At 71.8% G+C, this 18651-nt stretch carries 13 protein-coding genes; 4 read left to right on the top strand and 9 right to left on the bottom strand.

The annotated features are described in order from the left end of the window. Nucleotides 1–60: 60 nt before the first annotated feature. On the bottom strand, nt 61–1485 hold the full coding sequence (locus ACIREI_RS23555; protein ID WP_403336052.1) for a hypothetical protein: 1425 nt from the start codon (nt 1483–1485) through the stop codon (nt 61–63). Nucleotides 1486–1842: 357 nt separating this feature from the next. Between ACIREI_RS23555 and ACIREI_RS23550 the strand changes: the two genes are divergently transcribed. Next, nucleotides 1843–3696, top strand: coding sequence for a protein kinase (locus ACIREI_RS23550; protein WP_403336050.1), 1854 nt, complete (start codon nt 1843–1845; stop codon nt 3694–3696). Between the two features lie 166 nt (nt 3697–3862). Continuing rightward, nucleotides 3863–4261: a peptidase inhibitor family I36 protein gene (locus ACIREI_RS23545; protein WP_403336047.1), complete on the top strand. Its 399-nt coding sequence runs from the start codon at nt 3863–3865 to the stop codon at nt 4259–4261. An 81-nt stretch (nt 4262–4342) separates the two neighbouring features. Here ACIREI_RS23545 and purH read toward each other — a convergent pair whose 3' ends face one another. Then, nucleotides 4343–5908 (bottom strand): bifunctional phosphoribosylaminoimidazolecarboxamide formyltransferase/IMP cyclohydrolase, encoded by a 1566-nt coding sequence (gene purH / locus ACIREI_RS23540; protein WP_403336044.1) that lies wholly within the window; start codon nt 5906–5908, stop codon nt 4343–4345. Next, nucleotides 5905–6543: a phosphoribosylglycinamide formyltransferase gene (gene purN, locus ACIREI_RS23535; protein ID WP_403336041.1), complete on the bottom strand. Its 639-nt coding sequence runs from the start codon at nt 6541–6543 to the stop codon at nt 5905–5907. The genes purH and purN overlap by 4 nt, the downstream gene beginning before the upstream one ends. A gap of 336 nt (nt 6544–6879) precedes the next feature. Here purN and ACIREI_RS23530 point away from each other — a divergent pair, with 336 nt between their 5' ends. Continuing rightward, entirely contained in the window at nt 6880–7662 is a 783-nt protein-coding gene (locus ACIREI_RS23530; protein ID WP_403336038.1) for a hypothetical protein, read from the top strand. A 75-nt stretch (nt 7663–7737) separates the two neighbouring features. Here ACIREI_RS23530 and ACIREI_RS23525 read toward each other — a convergent pair whose 3' ends face one another. After that, entirely contained in the window at nt 7738–9654 is a 1917-nt protein-coding gene (locus ACIREI_RS23525; protein WP_403336035.1) for a DUF6350 family protein, read from the bottom strand. A 228-nt stretch (nt 9655–9882) separates the two neighbouring features. Between ACIREI_RS23525 and ACIREI_RS23520 the strand changes: the two genes are divergently transcribed. Further along, a complete protein-coding gene (locus ACIREI_RS23520; protein WP_403336735.1) occupies nt 9883–10707 on the top strand; it encodes an RNA polymerase subunit sigma-70 in 825 nt (274 codons plus the stop codon). A 105-nt stretch (nt 10708–10812) separates the two neighbouring features. On the opposite strand, the gene sucD is transcribed toward ACIREI_RS23520, so the two are convergent. The 5 genes from sucD to ACIREI_RS23495 form a co-directional block, all read right to left on the bottom strand. Then, complete coding sequence (gene sucD / locus ACIREI_RS23515; RefSeq protein WP_403336033.1) at nt 10813–11697, bottom strand: succinate--CoA ligase subunit alpha; 885 nt, start codon at nt 11695–11697, stop codon at nt 10813–10815. Nucleotides 11698–11724: 27 nt separating this feature from the next. After that, on the bottom strand, nt 11725–12906 hold the full coding sequence (gene sucC / locus ACIREI_RS23510; RefSeq protein WP_403336030.1) for an ADP-forming succinate--CoA ligase subunit beta: 1182 nt from the start codon (nt 12904–12906) through the stop codon (nt 11725–11727). A 606-nt stretch (nt 12907–13512) separates the two neighbouring features. Next, nucleotides 13513–15648, bottom strand: a complete 2136-nt coding sequence (locus tag ACIREI_RS23505; RefSeq protein WP_403336027.1) for a hypothetical protein — start codon at nt 15646–15648, stop codon at nt 13513–13515. Between the two features lie 273 nt (nt 15649–15921). Continuing rightward, nucleotides 15922–17031: a hypothetical protein gene (locus ACIREI_RS23500; RefSeq protein ID WP_403336024.1), complete on the bottom strand. Its 1110-nt coding sequence runs from the start codon at nt 17029–17031 to the stop codon at nt 15922–15924. A gap of 297 nt (nt 17032–17328) precedes the next feature. Continuing rightward, complete coding sequence (locus tag ACIREI_RS23495; RefSeq protein ID WP_403336021.1) at nt 17329–18492, bottom strand: VWA domain-containing protein; 1164 nt, start codon at nt 18490–18492, stop codon at nt 17329–17331. Nucleotides 18493–18651 lie beyond the last annotated feature (159 nt).

The following is an 18651-nucleotide window of genomic DNA, read 5'->3' as shown; positions in this document are numbered from 1 at the left end:
GCCGTCCCGGTGCTGACCGGAGGGCCGGACGACCCGGCCCTCCGACCCGCTCTCAGGTGATCAGGCCCTGGGTGCCAGCGCGATCAGGACCGACTCGAGGTCGTAGTTGCTGCCGGTCGGGTCCTGCAGGTAGGCGCCGCCGTACTGCGTGACCGCCGTCGGCGACTTCAGCTTGCCGTCGTACAGCGACATGTCCGAACCGTTCGTGGTGCTCGGGTCCTTGGTGTACGAAGGCCTCGAGGTCGCGCTCGGCGTGCTGACGTCCTCGCCGGTCGCCGCGTTCATCAGCACCGGCTGGACCTCGGACTGGGCGTAGACGATGCCGTGGTACGCCGCGGTGACCGTCGGGACCACCCGGCTCGCCGACTCGTCGGTGTACCCCCAGGTCTTCTTGCCGGTGGTGTCGTCGAAGCCGATGATCTCCGGGCCGCCGGACTGGCCGGAGGTGCAGACCACGGCCTTGGCCTGATCACCCCAGCAGGTGAAGGTGCTCACCCGCTCGTCCACGACCTGCGACTTGGTCTCTACGACGGCGCCGCTGGCGATGTCCACCGAGTAGAGGACGTTGTTGTATTTGTCGTCGTCCACGTACGAGTTGGAGGCGAGGTAGGCGCGCTTGGAGCCGCTGCCTGCCGGGTTCAGGTAGTCCTGCTTGGTCGGGGTCTGCTTGGTGATCTTGCCGGTGGGGCCATCGGCGATCACGATCGTGCCGTCGGCCGCACCCTCCCGGTTGTTGCCCTTCGCGCCGGCGACGACACCGTTCAGCACGCCCGCAGGGGTGACGAACGGGATGACGTTCGACTTCTTGGTCTTCGGGTCGGCATAGACCGTGAACACCTCGCCGCCCTTCTTGGCGGCCTCCTCGCCGTCGGCTCCGACACCGACGACGATCTGCCCGGTGGCGGCGTCGTATGCCTGGCTCACCACGTTGTCGCCGCCCTGACCCGCGCCGAGGGCGGGGGTGAGGTCCGCGGTGACCTCGGCGACCTTCTTGCCGTCGGTCGCGTTGAGCCACTGGAACACCACCTGGCCCTTGGCCTTCTGGGTGCCGTTGCCCTTGTCGTTCTGAACGTAGGCGATCGCCACGACGTCCTTGCCGTCCAGTTGGACGCCCATCGGTGCGGTCACGTCCAGCGTCTCGGTGGTGGGTGCCCCGGCGGACGGGACGGTCCACGGCTCGCCCTGCGCCGCGATGTTGCGGCCGGTGACGCCGGTGCGTCCCGCGATCAGGGAGCTCTGGCCCACCATGCCGGCGTGGAGCGAATACTGGTTGTCCTTGTCGGTGCGCTCGATCCCGAACGCCGACAGCGCGGCGAATGCCTTGGGCGGGTCGAAGGAAGCGGCTGCCGGAGCTGACGGTGTGGCGGCTGCGGTGCTGCCATCACTGTCAGGTTTCGAGTCGGACTTGTCGTCGTTGCCGCCGCCGCAACCTGCGAGTAGAACGACGGCGGTGGCGACGCCGACAACGGCCATCGGACGCTTCATCTTGGGTTACTCCCCCTGGTAGACCCGGTATTGATCGGCCCGAACGCTAGCAGTTGCCGCTCGGCTCAGGCGGCCGTCCACAGTGTCTCCACGACCCTGCGGTCTCGACGACCCTGCGATGTTGCAGGGTCGTGTCCTTCCCGGGCTCCGCCGCCGTCCCGCTGTCCGGCGCCGGTCTCAGCCTGGCCACCGCCGCGCCCGCCGCTCCCTTCACCTGGGGCCGTACCCCTGCCCCGGGAATTCCGGTTTTCCCGGCGCCTCGGGGCCACTCCCCCGCCCCCACGCGATAGCCTCGCTTCAACTGGCGTGACACAAGCGCACGTTGGGGAGGCAGGCAGAACAGCCCTCGGGGGATCGATGACAGACCAGCGGCAGCCCGTGCCGCCCCACACCCCGGCGTCCGGTGACGCCGCCCTGCAGGAGGCGGGCGCGACACCGCTGCAGCCGACCGATCCCGGCCGCATCGGACCCTACGTCCCCCTCGGCCTCCTCGGCAGCGGCGGCATGGGCCGCGTCTATCTCGCCCGCCCCGCCGACAACTCCCCCGGCCTCGCCGCCGTCAAGGTGATCCGCCCGGAGTACGCCGAAGATCCGAGGTTCCGGCGGCGCTTCGAGCGGGAGGCCTCGCTGCACGCCCGCGTGCACACCCCGCGCGCGCCGCAGCTGCTCGGCACCGGGTTCGACGACACGCTGCTGTGGATGGCCACGCAGTACGTGCCCGGCCTCAACCTCGCCGACGCCGTACGCGAGTACGGCGTACTGGAGCCGGCCGGGGTGTGGCGGCTGGTCGCCGACCTCGGGCAGGTCCTGTCGGCGATGGCCGCCGCCGATGTCGTACACCGGGATCTCAAGCCGTCCAACGTGATCCTGTCCCCGCAGGGCGCGCACGTCATCGACTTCGGCATCGCGCAGGCCGCCGACAGCAGCGCGATCACCTCGACCGGGAGCAGGGTCGGCACGCCCGCCTACATGGCGCCCGAGTACTTGCGCGAGGGCCGCTGCGAAACCGCCTCCGACGTCTTCTCGCTCGCAGGGAGCCTTACCTACGCCGCCACCGGCAGCGCCCCCTTCGGTGACGGAACGGGCGTGGACGTGATGCACCGGGTCGCATTCGAGGAGCCCAAGCCGGAGGTCATGGCCGAACTCGTGAGGGCGGCCCCCGCGTTGGCCACGCTCCTGTCGGCCTGCCTCGCCAAGGACCCGGCCGCACGGCCCACCCCGCGGCAGTTGATCGACGCGGCCACAGCCGCCGGGCACGGCCACGCGCCCTCCTGGCGGGAGCCACTGCACGGCCGGCTGCTCTCCCGGCAACAGGCCAGCGAGGTACTGGACCGCGCCTCCGCCCAGCAGACCGGTCATTTCCGAGCCCCCACGGAACGCGTGGCCTTCCCCGCCCCCGGCCCCGCCTTCGGATCTGCGACGCCTCCGGGCGGATACGGCACCCCGCCCACGCCTCCCGGTCAGTACGGCGCTCCATCCACCCCACAGGGCGCGTACGGCACGGCCACGTCCCTGGCGCACACGCGACGATCACGACGGAAGCCGTATCTCGCAGTCGTCACAGGCATCGCCGTGGTCGCCGTGGCCGTCGGCGCCTTCCTGCTCACCCGCCCCGAACTCGATGAAAGAGCCTCCGCCTCCCCGACGAACTCCAGCACCTCCAGCAGCACTGCCTCCGACAATGAGCCGGCGTCAGCTTCTCCCAGCCCCTCCGCCTCCCCCTCCGTCGAGGAGAAAGAGAAGGAGACGGAGACGGAGACGGACAAGGAGAAGGGCGAGAAGCAAGGCGAGGACGAGCAGGCCACGGGCGGAGCAGCCGACGGCAGCGGCGATGCGTCCGGGGCCGGCGGCGGCACTGGCGGTGCGCAGCCCACGGTCACCGTCACCGCCACCTCCGGCAGCGGAAGCAGCGGCGGCGCCGGCACATCTCCGACCGAGACCGCCACGACGCCCGCTGAACCGCCTTGGAACACCCAGTGCACGCACTACTCCGGCACCGAACTGACGCGGTACGGCGACAAGAACCGGCGCGTCACACAGGTGCAGTGCATGCTGGAAAAGCGCGGCTACAGCGTCGGCAGCGCCGGCGTGGACGGCCAGTTCGGCGACGCCACCCTGGCCGCGGTCAAGGAGTTCCAAAGCGCCAAGGGCCTGGATGCCGACGGCGTCGTGGGCCCCAACACCTGGTCGGCGCTGCGCAGTTCCACGTAAGGCCGCATGCACCGAACGCTTCGATGCGCACCCTGGAATCTTTCAGGTTCCGCTCATCCACTCCTCCCGGGAGAGTGATCAGGCGCCATACGGCGTCACGAAACGGGGCGAGGACGAATCAGCGGTTCACCGCCCTCAGCCATCCCTGACCAGGAGGAAACACCACATGAAGCGAGTACGGGCGCTCCGCAGCAAGGCAGCCGTCATCGCGGGTTCCACACTGCTCGCCGGCGTCGGCCTCGGCATCGCCGCGACTCCCGCGCACGCCGCCTACTCCGACTGCGAGAGCGGAGAGATCTGCTTCTACACGGGCGACAACGGCACGGGCAAGATGTGTGCCTGGGACGGCAACGACAGCGACTGGCGCAACGGGGCCGTCCAGTGTTCCTGGGCCGCGGACAACAACGTGAGGTCCGTCTACAACAACGGCACCAGCGGCATGTCGGTCGTCTACTACTCCGGCGCCAACTACGAGACGCGCAAGGGCTGCACCAAGAAGGGTGTGAAGGGCAACCTGGCCGGCACCTACAAGCTCCGCTCCCACAAGTGGGTCAACAGCTGCTGAACCGGACATAGGCCTGGGCCCCACCGATGCGGCATCGGTGGGGCCCAGGCCTTTGGCAGCACCGGCCCCGGCCCGACGGCCTCAGTGGAAGAAGTGCCGCGTCCCCGTGAAGTACATCGTGACGCCGGCCTTCTTCGCGGCCTCCACCACCAGCTCGTCACGGACCGAACCGCCGGGCTGGACCACGGCCTTGACCCCGGCCTCGGTCAGGATCTCCAGACCGTCGGGGAAGGGGAAGAAGGCGTCGGAGGCGGCGTACGAACCCTGCGCGCGCTCGGCGCCGGCCCGCTCGACGGCCAGCTTCGCGGAGTCGACCCGGTTGACCTGCCCCATGCCGACGCCCACCGACGCGCCGTCCTTGGCGAGCAGGATGGCGTTGGACTTGACGGCCCGGCAGGCCTTCCAGGCGAAGGCGAGTTCGGAGAGCTCCTCGGCGCTGAGGGCGTCGCCCGTCGCGAGGGTCCAGTTGGCGGGGTCGTCGCCCTCGGCCTGGAAGACGTCCGTCATCTGCGCGAGTCCGCCGCCGTCGATCGGCTTGAACTCCGCCACGAGCTCCGGTGCCTGCGGGCAGCGCAGCACGCGGATGTTCTTCTTCTTGGTGAGGGCTTCGAGGGCGCCCTCCTCGTAGTCGGGCGCGACGATGACCTCGGTGAAGATCTCGGCGACCTGCTCGGCCATCGCCTTGCTGACCGGCCGGTTGACGGCGATCACACCGCCGAAGGCCGACAGCGGGTCGCAGGCGTGCGCCTTGCGGTGCGCCTCGGCGACGTCCGCGCCGATCGCGATGCCGCACGGGTTGGCGTGCTTGATGATCGCGACGGCCGGCTCGTCGTGGTCGTACGCGGCACGGCGGGCGGCGTCCGTGTCCGTGTAGTTGTTGTACGACATCTCCTTGCCGTGCAGCTGCTCGGCCTCGGCGAGGCCGCCGCAGCCGCCGGTGTAGAGAGCGGCGGGCTGGTGCGGGTTCTCGCCGTAGCGCAGCACCTGCTTGCGCCGGTACGTCACGCCGATGAAGTCCGGGAACTCCTCACCCTCGCCGGCGTAGTCGGATGCGAACCAGCCGGCGACGGCCACGTCGTACTCGGCGGTGTGCCGGAACGCCTCCGCGGCCAGCCGCTTGCGCATCGCCAGTGTGAAGCCGCCCTCCTTGACCGCCTGGAGAATGTCGCCGTACCGGTCCGGGCTGGTGACCACGGCGACGGACGGGTGGTTCTTGGCGGCGGCGCGCACCATCGACGGCCCGCCGATGTCGATCTGCTCCACACACTCGTCGTGGCTCGCGCCGGAAGCGACGGTCTCCTCGAACGGGTAGAGGTTGACGACAACCAGGTCGAACGGCTCGACGCCCAGCTCGGCCAGCTGCCGCTGGTGGTCCTCCAGGCGCAGGTCGGCGAGGATGCCCGCGTGCACGCGCGGGTGCAGCGTCTTGACGCGGCCGTCCAGGCACTCGGGGAAGCCGGTGAGCTCCTCGACCTTGGTGACGGGGACGCCCGCCGCGGCGATCTTCGCGGCCGTGGAACCGGTGGAGACGAGCTCGACACCGGCCTCGTGCAGCCCGCGCGCGAGCTCCTCCAGCCCGGTCTTGTCGTAGACGCTGACGAGCGCCCGGCGAAGGGGCCGCTTGTTGCTCTCGGCGGTGGCGGTCACTGGATAACTACCTTTCGTCCCTCAATGCGATAGCCGTTGCGGGCGAGCCGCCCCACGACCTCGACGAGCAGCCTTCGCTCGACTTCCTTGATGCGCTCGTGCAGAGCGCTCTCGTCGTCCTCGTCCCGGACCTCCACCACGCCCTGCGCGATGATCGGCCCGGTGTCGACGCCGTCGTCGACGAAGTGGACGGTGCAGCCGGTGACCCGGGCGCCGTACGCGAGGGCGTCACGGACGCCGTGGGCGCCGGGAAAACTCGGCAGAAGGGCCGGGTGGGTGTTCACGAACCGCCCGCCGAAGCGCGCGAGGAACTCCTTGCCCACGATCTTCATGAACCCGGCGGAGACGACGAGGTCGGGCTCGTAGGAGGCGACGGCCTCGGCGAGAGCCGCGTCCCACTCCTCCCGGCTGCCGTAGTCCCTGACCTTCCGCACGAAGGTCGGCAGTCCGGCGCGCTCGGCCCGCGCGAGCCCCTCGATGTTCTCGCGGTCGGCACCGACGGCCACGATCTCGGCGCCATAAGCCTCGGGCCCGACGGCGGCGATCTCGTCGAGGAGCGCCTGCAGATTGGTGCCGGATCCGGAGACCAGCACGACGAGGCGCTTGGCACGCTCGGCCACGGGCTTGGCGGCCACAGTGGAGGCCCTTTCTCGGGGGTGCGTTCTTCGTGCGGGCGGTGCTTCGTATCTTCGCTTTGTATATTCGTACGAATGCATCACGCCCCGGGATACGGGGAAGTCTACGAAGCGGCCGACCGTCAGCAACGATACCGGCACTACGGACAGCCCCCACGGGACGGGGGCGTGGCCGGAAGGTAGCGTCTGGGGGAGCCGGCTCGGGAACGCGGTGGTGGTGCGGTGCGTTCACGAAGTGACAGCTCATGCCGGATCAGTCGTTCACCAAGATCAGTAGCCAGCAAGACCCGCCGTTCAGCAAGATCAGTTGTTCACCAAGGGGAAGACGCTCACTTGATGTCGGACCGCAGCCTGCGACTCCTCACTCTCCCTCCGCAGTCCGCGCAGGGAGGGAAGCGTGGCGCCGTCCTGCTGCGAGAGCGGCCCGCCTCGCCTCCCGACGCGCCCTCGGGCAAGAAGCCCGGCGACGAACAGAGCGGCGGCGCCCGGGACGACAACCCCTTCGCCCCCCCGCCGGAGGGCACACCGGACCGCCCGTGGCAGCCGCGGCGCCCCTCGGACGAGGACGGCGCGCAGGGGTCGGGCCAGGGCGGCGGGCACTCGCCGTGGGGCAGCCAGTGGAGCGACCGCCAGCCGGGCCGCTCTCCCGACGGCTTCGGAGAGCGTCCCCGCGGCGGATCCGAGGGCCCCGGAAACGGCGGCCCGGGCTCGGGCATGCGCTGGGACCCCACGGACCCCGCCCAGCGCCGCGCTCGCTACGCGCTGCTCTGCGGCATGTGGGCCTTCTTCTTCGCCCTCTTCAGCTGGCCGTACGTCGCCCTGCTGCTCGGCGCGCTGGCCCTCTACTGGGGCATCACCAGCCTCCGCACCAAGCCCCGCACCCCCGACCCGGACACCCCGGCCCCCCGGCCGGGCGGCCGACCCCAGGCGACGGCGGCGGTGAGCGGCCTGGTCACGGCGTCCCTCGCCATAGCGGTGGTCGCGGCCGGGTTCACGGCGCAGGTGGTCTACAGCGACTACTACACCTGCACCAATGACGCGCTGACGAACGAGGCGAAGCAGGCGTGCAATGAGCTTCTGCCGAAGGAGCTGCGGGGGGTTCTGGGGACGACGGACTGAGGGGTTCGGTTCGGGTTTCGTTCGGGTTCAGCCGGTTCGGTTCGGGCTCGCTCCGGGTCCGGCTTCGGAGTGCGCTCAGGGTGCGGGCTCCGGTGGATCCGACGCCTCCGGTGACGGTTCCGGCGACTGCTTCGCCGGCGGCTCCGGGGACGGCTCGGCGGGCGGGTAGTCGTACGGCTCGAAGGTCGTGTCGTGGTCGTACTCCACGTGCGGGATCTCCTGGTCGGAGCCCTCGTACGGAGCGTCCTCGGCGTACTGCGCGGACCGGGCGTTGTGGTCCTTGCCCTGATGCGGGACGGGCTGGTCCGGCGCCGGTACCGGGACCGTGAGCGGGGCGTCCTGCCCGTAGGCCTTGTGCCGCGTCTTCGAGTCCGCCTTTGAATCTGCCTTCGCGCCCGTCTTCGAGTCCGCCTGCGAGCCAGTCGTCGCGCCCGTCTTCGAGTCCGTCGGCGCCCCCTCGCGTTCCCCCGGCTCCGACGCCCGCGACAACCAGCCTCCGACCAGCGGCAGCCGCTCCCGGAACCGGCGTCCACCCGCCTCCGAGCCGTCCTCCCCCGAGCCGCTGTCCCGCGAACCACGTTCCCCCGACGTCTCCACCCGCGGCTTGCCGATCCGCGCCCCCTGCGTCTCGCTCACCCGCTCCGCCCGGCGCACCGCGCCGGCCCGACACCGCCACGCCCGCGCGAGCACCGCCACGGGCACGGCCACCACCGCGACCCACGCCAGCGTCGCCGCCCCCACCTGCCACCACACCGGCCCGAAGTCCGCGAGCATCCCGACCCCCAGCGGTCCGCCCGACTGAGCGGCCAGCATCGCGACCACCACCGCGCAGAGCACGGCGGCCAGCACCGCGATCGCGGCGGTCCGCCCGGCCGACCAGACCTCGGCGGCCCGACCGCCCTGCGTCCCCACCCCCGCGGATCCAGCTCCCCCACCGCGCACCGCCGCCCCCGCCACGAACCACCCGACCACCACCCCCGCCACCACAGGCAACGCCCCGACCGCCCACTGCACCGGCCCCGCACCCCCCGCGCCCGGCACCGCCTCCAGCAAGGGGAGCGGCGGCAGCAGGGGCGCGGGGGCCGAGGACGCCGGCGCCACCACATGCCCCGCCCCGAGCACGAAGCCCGGTCCCAGCGCGTACGCCGCCGCCCACACCGCCGCGTTCGGCACGAGCGCCAGGCACAGCAGCAGCACCGCGAACCGCCCGGACCACCCCTCCGTCAGCTGCAGGAAGGACGCCTGCGTCGCCCTGCCGTGCCACACCAGCGACCCGCCCACCAGCAGGGCCCCGCCCCCGACAAGGGCAGCCGCCCCGGCCGTGGCCGCGCGCGCCGCCGCACCGAAACGGGCGCGGGCCCGCACCCCGGGCACCAGCCGCCGCACCCACCTCGGCAGGCCGGCCAGCACCCGCTCCACCACCTCGGGCGGCCGACCGCACGCCGTCCACACCCCCGCCCCCGCCGCCCCCATCACGACCGCCGGCACCCACAGCGCGGTCCACCACCACGCCGGCCGCAGCTCGCCCCCGGCCGCGTACAGCGCGGCCGCCGCCCCGATCCCGAGGTAGCCGAGCACGACACCCGCCCATGCCGTGCGCCCCGCCACCAGCGGCGCCCCCTCGCCCCCGTCCGCCGCCGTGTCCCGCGCCGCCCGGTGCACCAGCAGCACCGGCAGGACGAACAGCAGCAACGGCGTGACCCCCACGGGCGCGGGCACGCCGGAGAGGGTGTCGGTGCGGACCAGTTCGGCGCCGTGCGCCAGCAACCACAGCACGGCGGCGATCCGCAGGGCGCCCCCCGGCCCGCTGTCCGGATACGGCGAACTGACCCAGAGCACCATCACCAGTACGGCGAACACACCCAGCCCCAGCCCCGCCGCCACGGCGCCGGACATAAGGCTGGCGCCCAGCCCGGGCGTTCGGCCACGCAGCCTCGTGAGCAGGGACGACGGGGGCGTTCTGCGAGCGGTCATGTCAATCACGCCCGCCATGCTCCCAACGACACGCGCTTTTCCGTCGTAACAGGCGAAGCTCCGATGTGTCGCTCAATATATGTTTATGTACTTTTTCCCACGAAAGGGCGTGCTGTGACGCAGAGGGACGCGTACGCGGAACTGCTCAGCTCGCTCGCGGAGAAGACGGAGGGTCAGGGGACGCAGGGTCAGGAGACGGGGAATCAGGAGACGGGGAATCAGGAGAGTGCGGCAGAGCACGAGGTGATGGCAGATCAGCCCCGGCCGAGGTCTGCCCTGACCCCCGCTCAGGCCTTCGACGCGCTCTACGCCTTCTGCGCCCCCGCCCTCGTACGGCAGACGTACCTGCTCACCGGGCGCCGTGAACTCGCCCGTGAATCGGTCGAGTGGGCCTTCCAACTCGCCTGGCAGCGCTGGCCGGAGGTGGCCCGCGACCGGGACCCGGCGGGCTGGGTGCGGGCGACGGCGTACGACTGCGCCCTCTCCCCCTGGCACCGGTTCCGCCCCCGCTACCGGCACCCCGAACCCCCGCCGCCGGACGCGTCCGACCGCGCCCTGCTGGACGTACTCCTCGAACTCCCGGCACCCCAGCGCCGCACGCTTCTCCTCTACGACGGTGTGGGCCTCGACCTGCCCGATACCGCGGCGGAGACGGAGGCGAGCACTCCGGCGACCGCGAACCGTCTGCTCCATGCCCGCGCCGCGGTCGCCGCCCGTCTGCCGGACCTGTCCGACCCCGTCGAACTCAACCGGCGCCTGGCCGAACTGGCCTCCGCGGAGCGCCTGCGCGCGGCCAAGCCGATGACGGTACGCGAGGGCAGCGAACGCCGGGCCCGCTTCTGGACGCGGGCGGCGATCGCGTTCACGGTGGCGCTCATCGGCACGACGGCGCTCACGCTGCGGACGGCTCCGACACAGTACGAGCCGCCGGTGCCGCCGGGGCAGACGGTGCTCGGCGTACCGCCGAGGGTGGCGCCGGGGCCGTTGTCGGAGAAGGAAGTGAAACTGCGGGAGAAGCTGCGGAAGGCAACGGCAAGCGGCCCAGTGAGGCTCGTACCGGAGACCAGATGAGAGGGCGGCGGCACCCCGCCGGCGCGGGCGAGCGTAAACGCCGGTGGGCCCGCCCCCACGCAGGGAACGGGCCCACCGGCGTTCAGCCGACAGCCGTGACTACCTTCAGCCGCCCAGGATCTCGCGCGCGAGCTTGGCCGTCTCGGTCGGCGTCTTGCCGACCTTGACGCCGGCGGCCTCCAGGGCCTCCTTCTTCGCCTGGGCGGTGCCCGACGAACCGGAGACGATGGCACCCGCGTGACCCATGGTCTTGCCCTCGGGCGCGGTGAAGCCCGCGACGTAGCCGACGACCGGCTTGGTCACGTTGTCCTTGATGAAGGCCGCGGCCCGCTCCTCGGCGTCGCCACCGATCTCACCGATCATGACGATCAGGTCGGTCTCGGGGTCGGCCTGGAACGCGGCGAGCGCGTCGATGTGCGTGGTGCCGATGATCGGGTCGCCACCGATGCCGACGGCGGTCGAGAAGCCGATGTCACGCAGCTCGTACATCATCTGGTACGTCAGCGTGCCGGACTTCGAGACCAGGCCGATACGGCCCGGCTTGGTGATGTCGCCCGGGATGATGCCGACGTTCGACTGACCCGGGGTGATGATGCCGGGGCAGTTCGGGCCGATGATGCGGGTCTTGTTGCCCTTCTTGCCGGCGTACGCCCAGAAGGCGGCCGTGTCGTGCACGGCGATGCCCTCGGTGATCACGACGGCCAGCGGGATCTCGGCGTCGATGGCCTCGACGACCGCGTCCTTGGTGAACTTCTCCGGCACGAAGATGACGGAGACGTTGGCGCCGGTCTTCTCGATGGCCTCCTTGACGGTACCGAAGACCGGTACGTCGGTGCCGTCGAAGTCCACGGAGGTGCCCGCCTTGCGCGGGTTCACGCCGCCCACGACCTCGGTGCCGTCACCGAGCATGAGCTTGGTGTGCTTCATGCCGGTGGAGCCGGTCATGCCCTGGACGATGACCTTGCTGTCCTTGTTGAGCCAGATAGCCATGGTGTGTTGTGTCCTCGTCCTGAGTGCTTACTTGGCGGCGTGGGCCAGCTCGGCGGCCTTGTCGGCCGCGCCGTCCATGGTGTCGACGCGCTGGACCAGCGGGTGGTTGGCGTCGGTGAGGATCTGTCGGCCGAGCTCGGCGTTGTTGCCGTCGAGACGGACGACGAGGGGCTTGGTGACCTCCTCGCCGCGGTCCTCGAGGAGCTTCAGGGCCTGGACGATGCCGTTGGCGACCTCGTCACAGGCGGTGATGCCACCGAAGACGTTGACGAAGACGGACTTGACGTCCGGGTCGCCGAGGATGATCTCCAGACCGTTGGCCATGACCTGGGCGGAGGCGCCACCGCCGATGTCCAGGAAGTTGGCCGGCTTGACGTTGCCGTGCTTCTCACCGGCGTACGCGACGACGTCCAGGGTGCTCATGACGAGACCCGCGCCGTTGCCGATGATGCCGACCTCGCCCTCGAGCTTGACGTAGTTGAGGCCCTTCGCCTTGGCGGCGGCCTCGAGCGGGTTGGCCGCGTCCTTGTCGTGGAGCTCTTCGTACTCGGGGTGGCGGAACTCGGCGTTCTCGTCGAGCGACACCTTGCCGTCGAGGGCGATGACGTCACCGGAGGCGACCTTCGCGAGCGGGTTGACCTCGACGAGGAGGGCGTCCGACTTGATGAAGGTGTCCCACAGCTTGATCAGGACGTTGGCGACCTTGTCCGCGACCTCGGCCGGGAACTTGGCGGCCTCGACGATCTCGCGGGCCTTGGCCTCGTCCACGCCGTCGATGGCGTCGATGGCGATCTTGGCGACGGCCTCCGGACGGGTAGCCGCCACCTCCTCGATCTCCATGCCGCCCTCGACGGAGGCGATGGAGAGGAAGGTGCGGTTGGCACGGTCGAGGAGGAAGGAGACGTAGTACTCCTCCAGGATCTCCGGGGCCGTCTCGGCGATCATCACCTTGTGGACCGTGTGGCCCTTGATGTCCATGCCGAGGATGTCCGTCGCACGGGCGACGGCCTCGTCCGCGTTCGCGGCGAGCTTGACGCCACCGGCCTTGCCACGGCCGCCGACCTTCACCTGTGCCTTGACGACGGACTTGCCACCGAGGCGCTCAGTGGCTGCGCGGGCCGCCTCAGGCGTGTCGATGACTTCACCGGCCAGCACCGGTACATCGTGCTTGGCGAAGAGGTCCCTCGCCTGGTACTCGAACAGGTCCACGCGCTTCCGTCCCTATCAGTGATCTCGCGGTTCGTTGGATGCGTGGGCGTGCCGCGAAGGGCAACGTGACGTCCGCCGTCTGTCACAAGGGAGGCGCACACGGTGTCCGAGCGCGCGGCATGTCCGTCTCGCAGGTTATCGCTGCTTGCAGGAGGCCCCTAAATCGAGGGTCACACCTGAGCGGTGATACCTGTCACATGATGCCGCCATCAGCAAAGATCTCTGGCACGGCGTGCCGCATGTGAGGTTTCGGTAGCGCACCGGTAGCGCACGGCGGCGTCCGGCAGCGCGAAGAGAAAGGACCCCACCGGGCTGGGGTTGACCCGGTGAGGTCCCCTGAACAGCCCGAAGGGGCACGAATGGGCCGCCCCTGTGGGCTCTGGGCCGGTGACCCCCACCCCAATGGGGGTCACCGGCCCTTCCGCGGGGTTCCGGCCGGATCGGCCGACGGTGTTCGGCCGTCCGGGTCCGTCCGCCCCTGCGGAGTCGGTCGGTCGCCTCGGCAAGCGCGGGCCGCGGTCGCATGCGGTGCGTGAGACCGCGGCGGTCGCGCTCGCCGTGGCGGCGGTGGTGCGGGATGGTGCTGGGTGGTGCTGGGTGGTGCGGTCAGATGCCGGGCGCGCCGTGGTGGAGGTCCTGCGCGTAACCCGGGGTGATCGACTGGGCGACGCCCTGCGCGCCGGTGACGGCGTTGCCGGCCAGCGGGTCCGCCGAGTACTGGACCGTTCCCGTCAGGTCCCCGGCGAAGGGCGCGACCTGGCCCGCGACGCCGTGGGCGAAGGGGTCGGCCTCGCCGACGACACCGCCCGCGAAGGGCTGTACGTCGCCCGCCACGCCGTACGCGAACGTCGTGGCGCTGCCTCCGACGCCCTGCGCGACCGGCTGGACGGTGTCCATGACCGTGTCGACGACGGGCTGGACGGCGCCGGTGACGCCGTACGCGAACGGCTGCACGTGCTCGGTGACGCCCTCCGCGAAGGGCACGGCCTGCCCGGCCACGCCGTGTGCGAAGGGGTCGACCTGGCCGGCGACACCGCCCGCGAAGGGCCGGACGTCGCCGCTCACGCCGTACGCCAGCGCGCCCGCGTCCCGGACGGCCTGCCCGGCGACCGGCGCGACACCGTGCACGGCCGTCTCCGCGACCGGCGGCAGGACGGCACCGGTGCCGTCGCCGGTGACCTGGCCGACCAGGCCGGTGGCGTACGGGGGCACGTCCGCGGTGACGCCCTGGACGACCGGCTGCACGTCGGAGACGGCGCCGTAGGCGAGGGGCTGTACGTCGGCGACGGTGCCGGTGGCGAAGCCGTTCACGTCGGCGACCGCGCCGTGGGCCACCGGCTGCACGCCCTGGACGGCCCCGCCGACGACCGGCTGGACCCCCTGAACGGCACCGGCGGCGACCGGCTGGACGCCGGCGACGGCCTGGCCGGCCACGGGCTGCACGTCGGCGACGACGCCGTACGCCAGCGCCGTCGCGGCGTCGACCGTGTGCCCGGCGGTCCGGGCGATTCCGGCCACGGCACCCTGGGCGACCGGCACGACGCCGTCCACCGCCTGACCGACGACCGGGGTGGCCCCGGCCACCGCGCCGACGGCCACCGGCTGGACGCCGGCCACCGCGTTCCCGGCGACCGGGGTCACCCCGGCCACGGCGTGGGTGGCGGTGGGGGCGACACCGGCGACGGCGTGCTGGGCCGCGGGGGCCACGCCCGCGACGGCGTACCCGGCAACCGGGAGCACACCGTGCACTGCCTCGGTGGCGATGGGCGGGACGACCGCGTCGGCGGTCTGCTCGACGACCGGGGTGACCGTGCCGGGGACGGTGCTGACCGTGCCGACGACCCGCTGCTCGACGCCGCCGACCGTGCCGGTGACATGGCTGGGGACGGCGGAGACGGAGGCCTGGGCGGCCGTCTTGGCGGCGGTGGCCTTGCCGGTGGCGGTGGACTTTGCGGTCGTTGCCGCGCCCGCGGTCCTGCTGTCGGCGTAGGCGACGGCAGCCTGTCCGGCGCCCTGCACCCCCGCCGCGGTGCGGCCCGCGCCCGCGACGGCGTACTGCGCCTTCGTCCGTACGACGCCCTCGACGCCCTGCGCCTGCGAACGGGCCGCCGCCTGCGTGCCCTGAAGCCTCGTCTGGGCCGCGGCGAGCGCCTTCTCCAACTCGGGGGCGAAGGCGGAGAGGGGGCCGAAGAGGTAGTCGATGGAGCTGGGGACGTCCGGGGCGTCCGGCGCGTCCTGGGGGGCGTTCCGGATGTCGGTGACGGCATCGGCGGCGCCCGCGGAGAGGTGTGCCTCGGCGTGCGCGGCCGCCTTGTCCGCGCGGGCGGCCTTGGCGCCCTGGATGACCTGGGCGGTGCCCTTCGCCTTGGTGGCCTTGGCGGCCTGGGGCGCGGACGGGACGGTGACCTTGGCGTCGACGTAACGGCGGGCCTGCTCGGCGGCGCTCGCGGGCGCCGTCCGGGCCGTACCGGCGGTGTCGTCGACCGTTTCGGTGACCGTGCCGGTGGCGCCGGAGACGGTGTCGGTCACGTCGGAGACGACGCCGTTGACGGTGCCGGTGACGGCGCCGAGCAGGCCGGGGTCGTCAGCGCTGTCGGCCGCGGCGGTCGCGTCGGTGGTGGTGTCCGGTACCGAGAGGGTGGAGGCGGGCAGCTCGTCCGCGCTGGCGGCGGTCGAACCGAGCGCCCAGGCGCCGGTGACACCGGCGGCTATGACGATCGAACGGCGGATGTTCTTGTTCATGCGTGCGTCGGATCCCTAGATCTTGGGGCTCCGAAGGTCCCGGAGGAACGGAGTTGCGATGAGCTCCGGGCTTCGGACGGTTGGGAGATTGCGGCGCCGGTTGCGGTCGCGGTCCGGGGAGTTGAGGACCAGCGGGACCGGGTACGGCTCCAGCGGCTTCCGTCCGGGGGATGTCGGGGGACATCCGGGAGTTGGGGGGTGTCCGGACGGGCGGGCAGACCTGTTTCCGCCCCCGCGCGGCAGGTCTACGGCGGGGAGGGTCGGCCTACTGGCCTAGGCGGGGGAAACCGGAATGTCCCGGTGCCTGTCCTGGATCTCGTCCGCGTCGACGCGGGCGGCGGCGCCGGGCACCAGCCGCAGCGGAGCCCGCTGGCTCAGCGAGACGGCGTGCGCGTCACCGTGCCGCGACGTACCGCTGTCGCCCGCCGAACGGTTGCCCAGCGCACCGCCCGGGTGATCGACCGGCGCCGATCGGGCGGGGGCGTAGCCGGAGGTCGCGTCGCGGTGCGCGCCGTCGGCGACGGGGGCATGGGACGCGGCGGCCTCGGCACCGAACCGAGGCCCGAAGACGACGCCCGCCGCCTCCTTGCCGGTACGCCGCCCCTCGCCGTCGCGCCCTGCTCCCGCGGCGGGCGCCGGGGACCCCGGCTGCGGAGCCCCGGTGACGGGAGCGGGCAACGTCTGCCCGGGCACGGCGGGCAGAGCGGGAACGTCGGCGCCGGGGAGGTCGGCGCCGGGAAGCTCCGTGCCCGGAAGCTCTGGCAGACCGGGGAATTCCAGCCCCGGCATGCTCGGCCACTCGGGCGACTCGGGTGCGGTGGGCAGGACGGGCAGCGCGGGCAACTTGGGCAGCGACGCCAGCGGCGGCACCTTCGCCTGCACGTCGGCCAGCCCCTCGGTCAGCCCTCCGGTCAGGTCCTCGGTCACCGTCCGCACGACGTCGCCGGCCGGCCGGCCCAGGGGTGCCTGGTCCTGAGGCGCCGGATGCCGGGGAGCCGCCGGCTTGGCCGGAGCGGTCGACCCGTCGTGAACGCTGGGCTTGGCCGGTCCGGCCACGAGCCCCTCGACGGCACTCTCCGTCGCCGACCGGAGATCGGCGGAGGTTGCGGACGAGGTTGACGACGCGGACGAGGTCGGCGACACAGACGAGGTCGGCGACCCGGACGACGCAGGTGACTCGGAGGAGACGGATGACTCGGAGGACACGGATGACACGGCCCCAGCGCCCACCGACGCCCCGTCAGCCGCGTACGCCCGCTCTCCGAACAGGAACCCGAGCACGAACAGACCGCCCACCACCAGCAGCGCCTGCAGCGCACGCCGCCCGGCCGCCGTGCGCACGACGCGCAGAGCGGCACCCGGCAGAGCGGCTGGCCAGGTCAAGGGGCGACGGTCCTCCCGTGCGACGGAACGAAGTACGCGTGGGGTGCAGCGAAGTACGCGTGATGAGCGGCGAGTCGATGCGACGCGGTACGGACGAGCGGAGCGCGGCGCACCGCTGAACAGGTGTCCGATACTCGCACGGCCCTCCCGAGGTTGCGCAAGCCCCCCGTTCCCGATGCGCCTCATGTCCCTTTTGCTGGCCCAAGTCGGACGTCACCAGGTCGACAAATCACCAGCCATTCCGCGCCATTGCGCCACGCCGGCGATCTCCTCGCACCGCCTCCGCACGTCGCCGCCTCACACCGTGTCCGGCACCGGAATCGGCCGCTTCTCGATGGCCGCCGCCATCACGTCCGGGAACAGGTCGGGCGTACAGGCGAAGGCCGGTGCGCCGAGCGCCGCGAGCGCGGCAGCGTGCTCCCGGTCGTAGGCCGGCGCTCCCTCGTCCGACAGCGCCAGCAGCGCCACGAACTGCACCCCCGACGCCTTCATCGCGGCGACCCGCTTCAGCATCTCGTTCCGTATCCCTCCCTCGTACAGGTCGCTGATCAGCACGACCACCGTCTCCGCAGGCCGGGTGATCTGCGACTGGCAGTACGCCAGCGCCCGGTTGATGTCCGTGCCGCCGCCGAGCTGGGTGCCGAACAGGACGTCGACCGGATCGTCGAGCTGGTCGGTGAGGTCGACGACGGATGTGTCGAAGACGACGAGCCGCGTGCTGATGGACCGCATGGAGGCCAGCACGGCCCCGAAGACCGAGGCGTACACGACGGACGCCGCCATCGACCCCGACTGGTCGATGCAGAGGACGACCTCCTTCTTCACTGACTGCGAGGCCCGCCCGTACCCGATGAGCCGCTCCGGCACGACCGTCCGGTACTCCGGCAGGTAGTGCTTGAGGTTGGCCGCGATCGTCCGGTTCCAGTCGATGTCGTGGTGACGTGGCCGATTGATACGGGCGCTGCGGTCCAGGGCGCCGGTGAGCGTGGCCCGGGTGCGGGTGGCGAGCCGCTTCTCCAGGTCCTGGACGACCTTGCGCACGACGGCTCTTGCCGTCTCCTTGGTGGTCTCCGGCATCGCCTTGTTGAGCGACAGCAGCGTGCCGACGAGATGGACGTCCGCCTCCACGGCCTCCAGCATCTCCGGCTCCAGCAGCAAAGTGTTCAGCCCGAGCCGGTCGATGGCGTCCCGCTGCATGACCTGGACCACGGACGACGGGAAGTACCTCCGGATGTCCCCGAGCCATCGCGCCACGGACGGCGCCGACGCCCCGAGCCCCGCGGAACGGTCTCTCCCCGACTGCGCCTTGTCCCCCTTGCCGTACAGGGCGGACAGCGCCCCGTCCATCGCGGCGTCCCGCCCGGAAAGCGCGCACCCGGTGCCGTCGGCGTCGTCCCCGCCCAGCACCATCCGCCACCGCCGCAGCCGCTCCCGGCCCGGATCCATCGCCTCGCTCGTCATCGGCACGCTCCCTGGCGAGGCCGCTCCCACAACGGGATCACCGGAGTTACCGGGTTCACCGCGGTCACCGGGACGGTCGTCACCGTTGGCCCGCCCCGCACCAGGAACTCATGCGCTTGCCCGCCGGCGCCCAGCACGCCGACCCATTCCCTCGGCTCC

Source organism: Streptomyces sp. NPDC093591 (assembly GCF_044764885.1).
Taxonomy (GTDB): Bacteria; Actinomycetota; Actinomycetes; order Streptomycetales; family Streptomycetaceae; genus Streptomyces.
The sequence above is the reverse complement of the archived record's forward strand: the minus strand, read 5'-3'. Positions and strand labels throughout refer to the sequence as shown.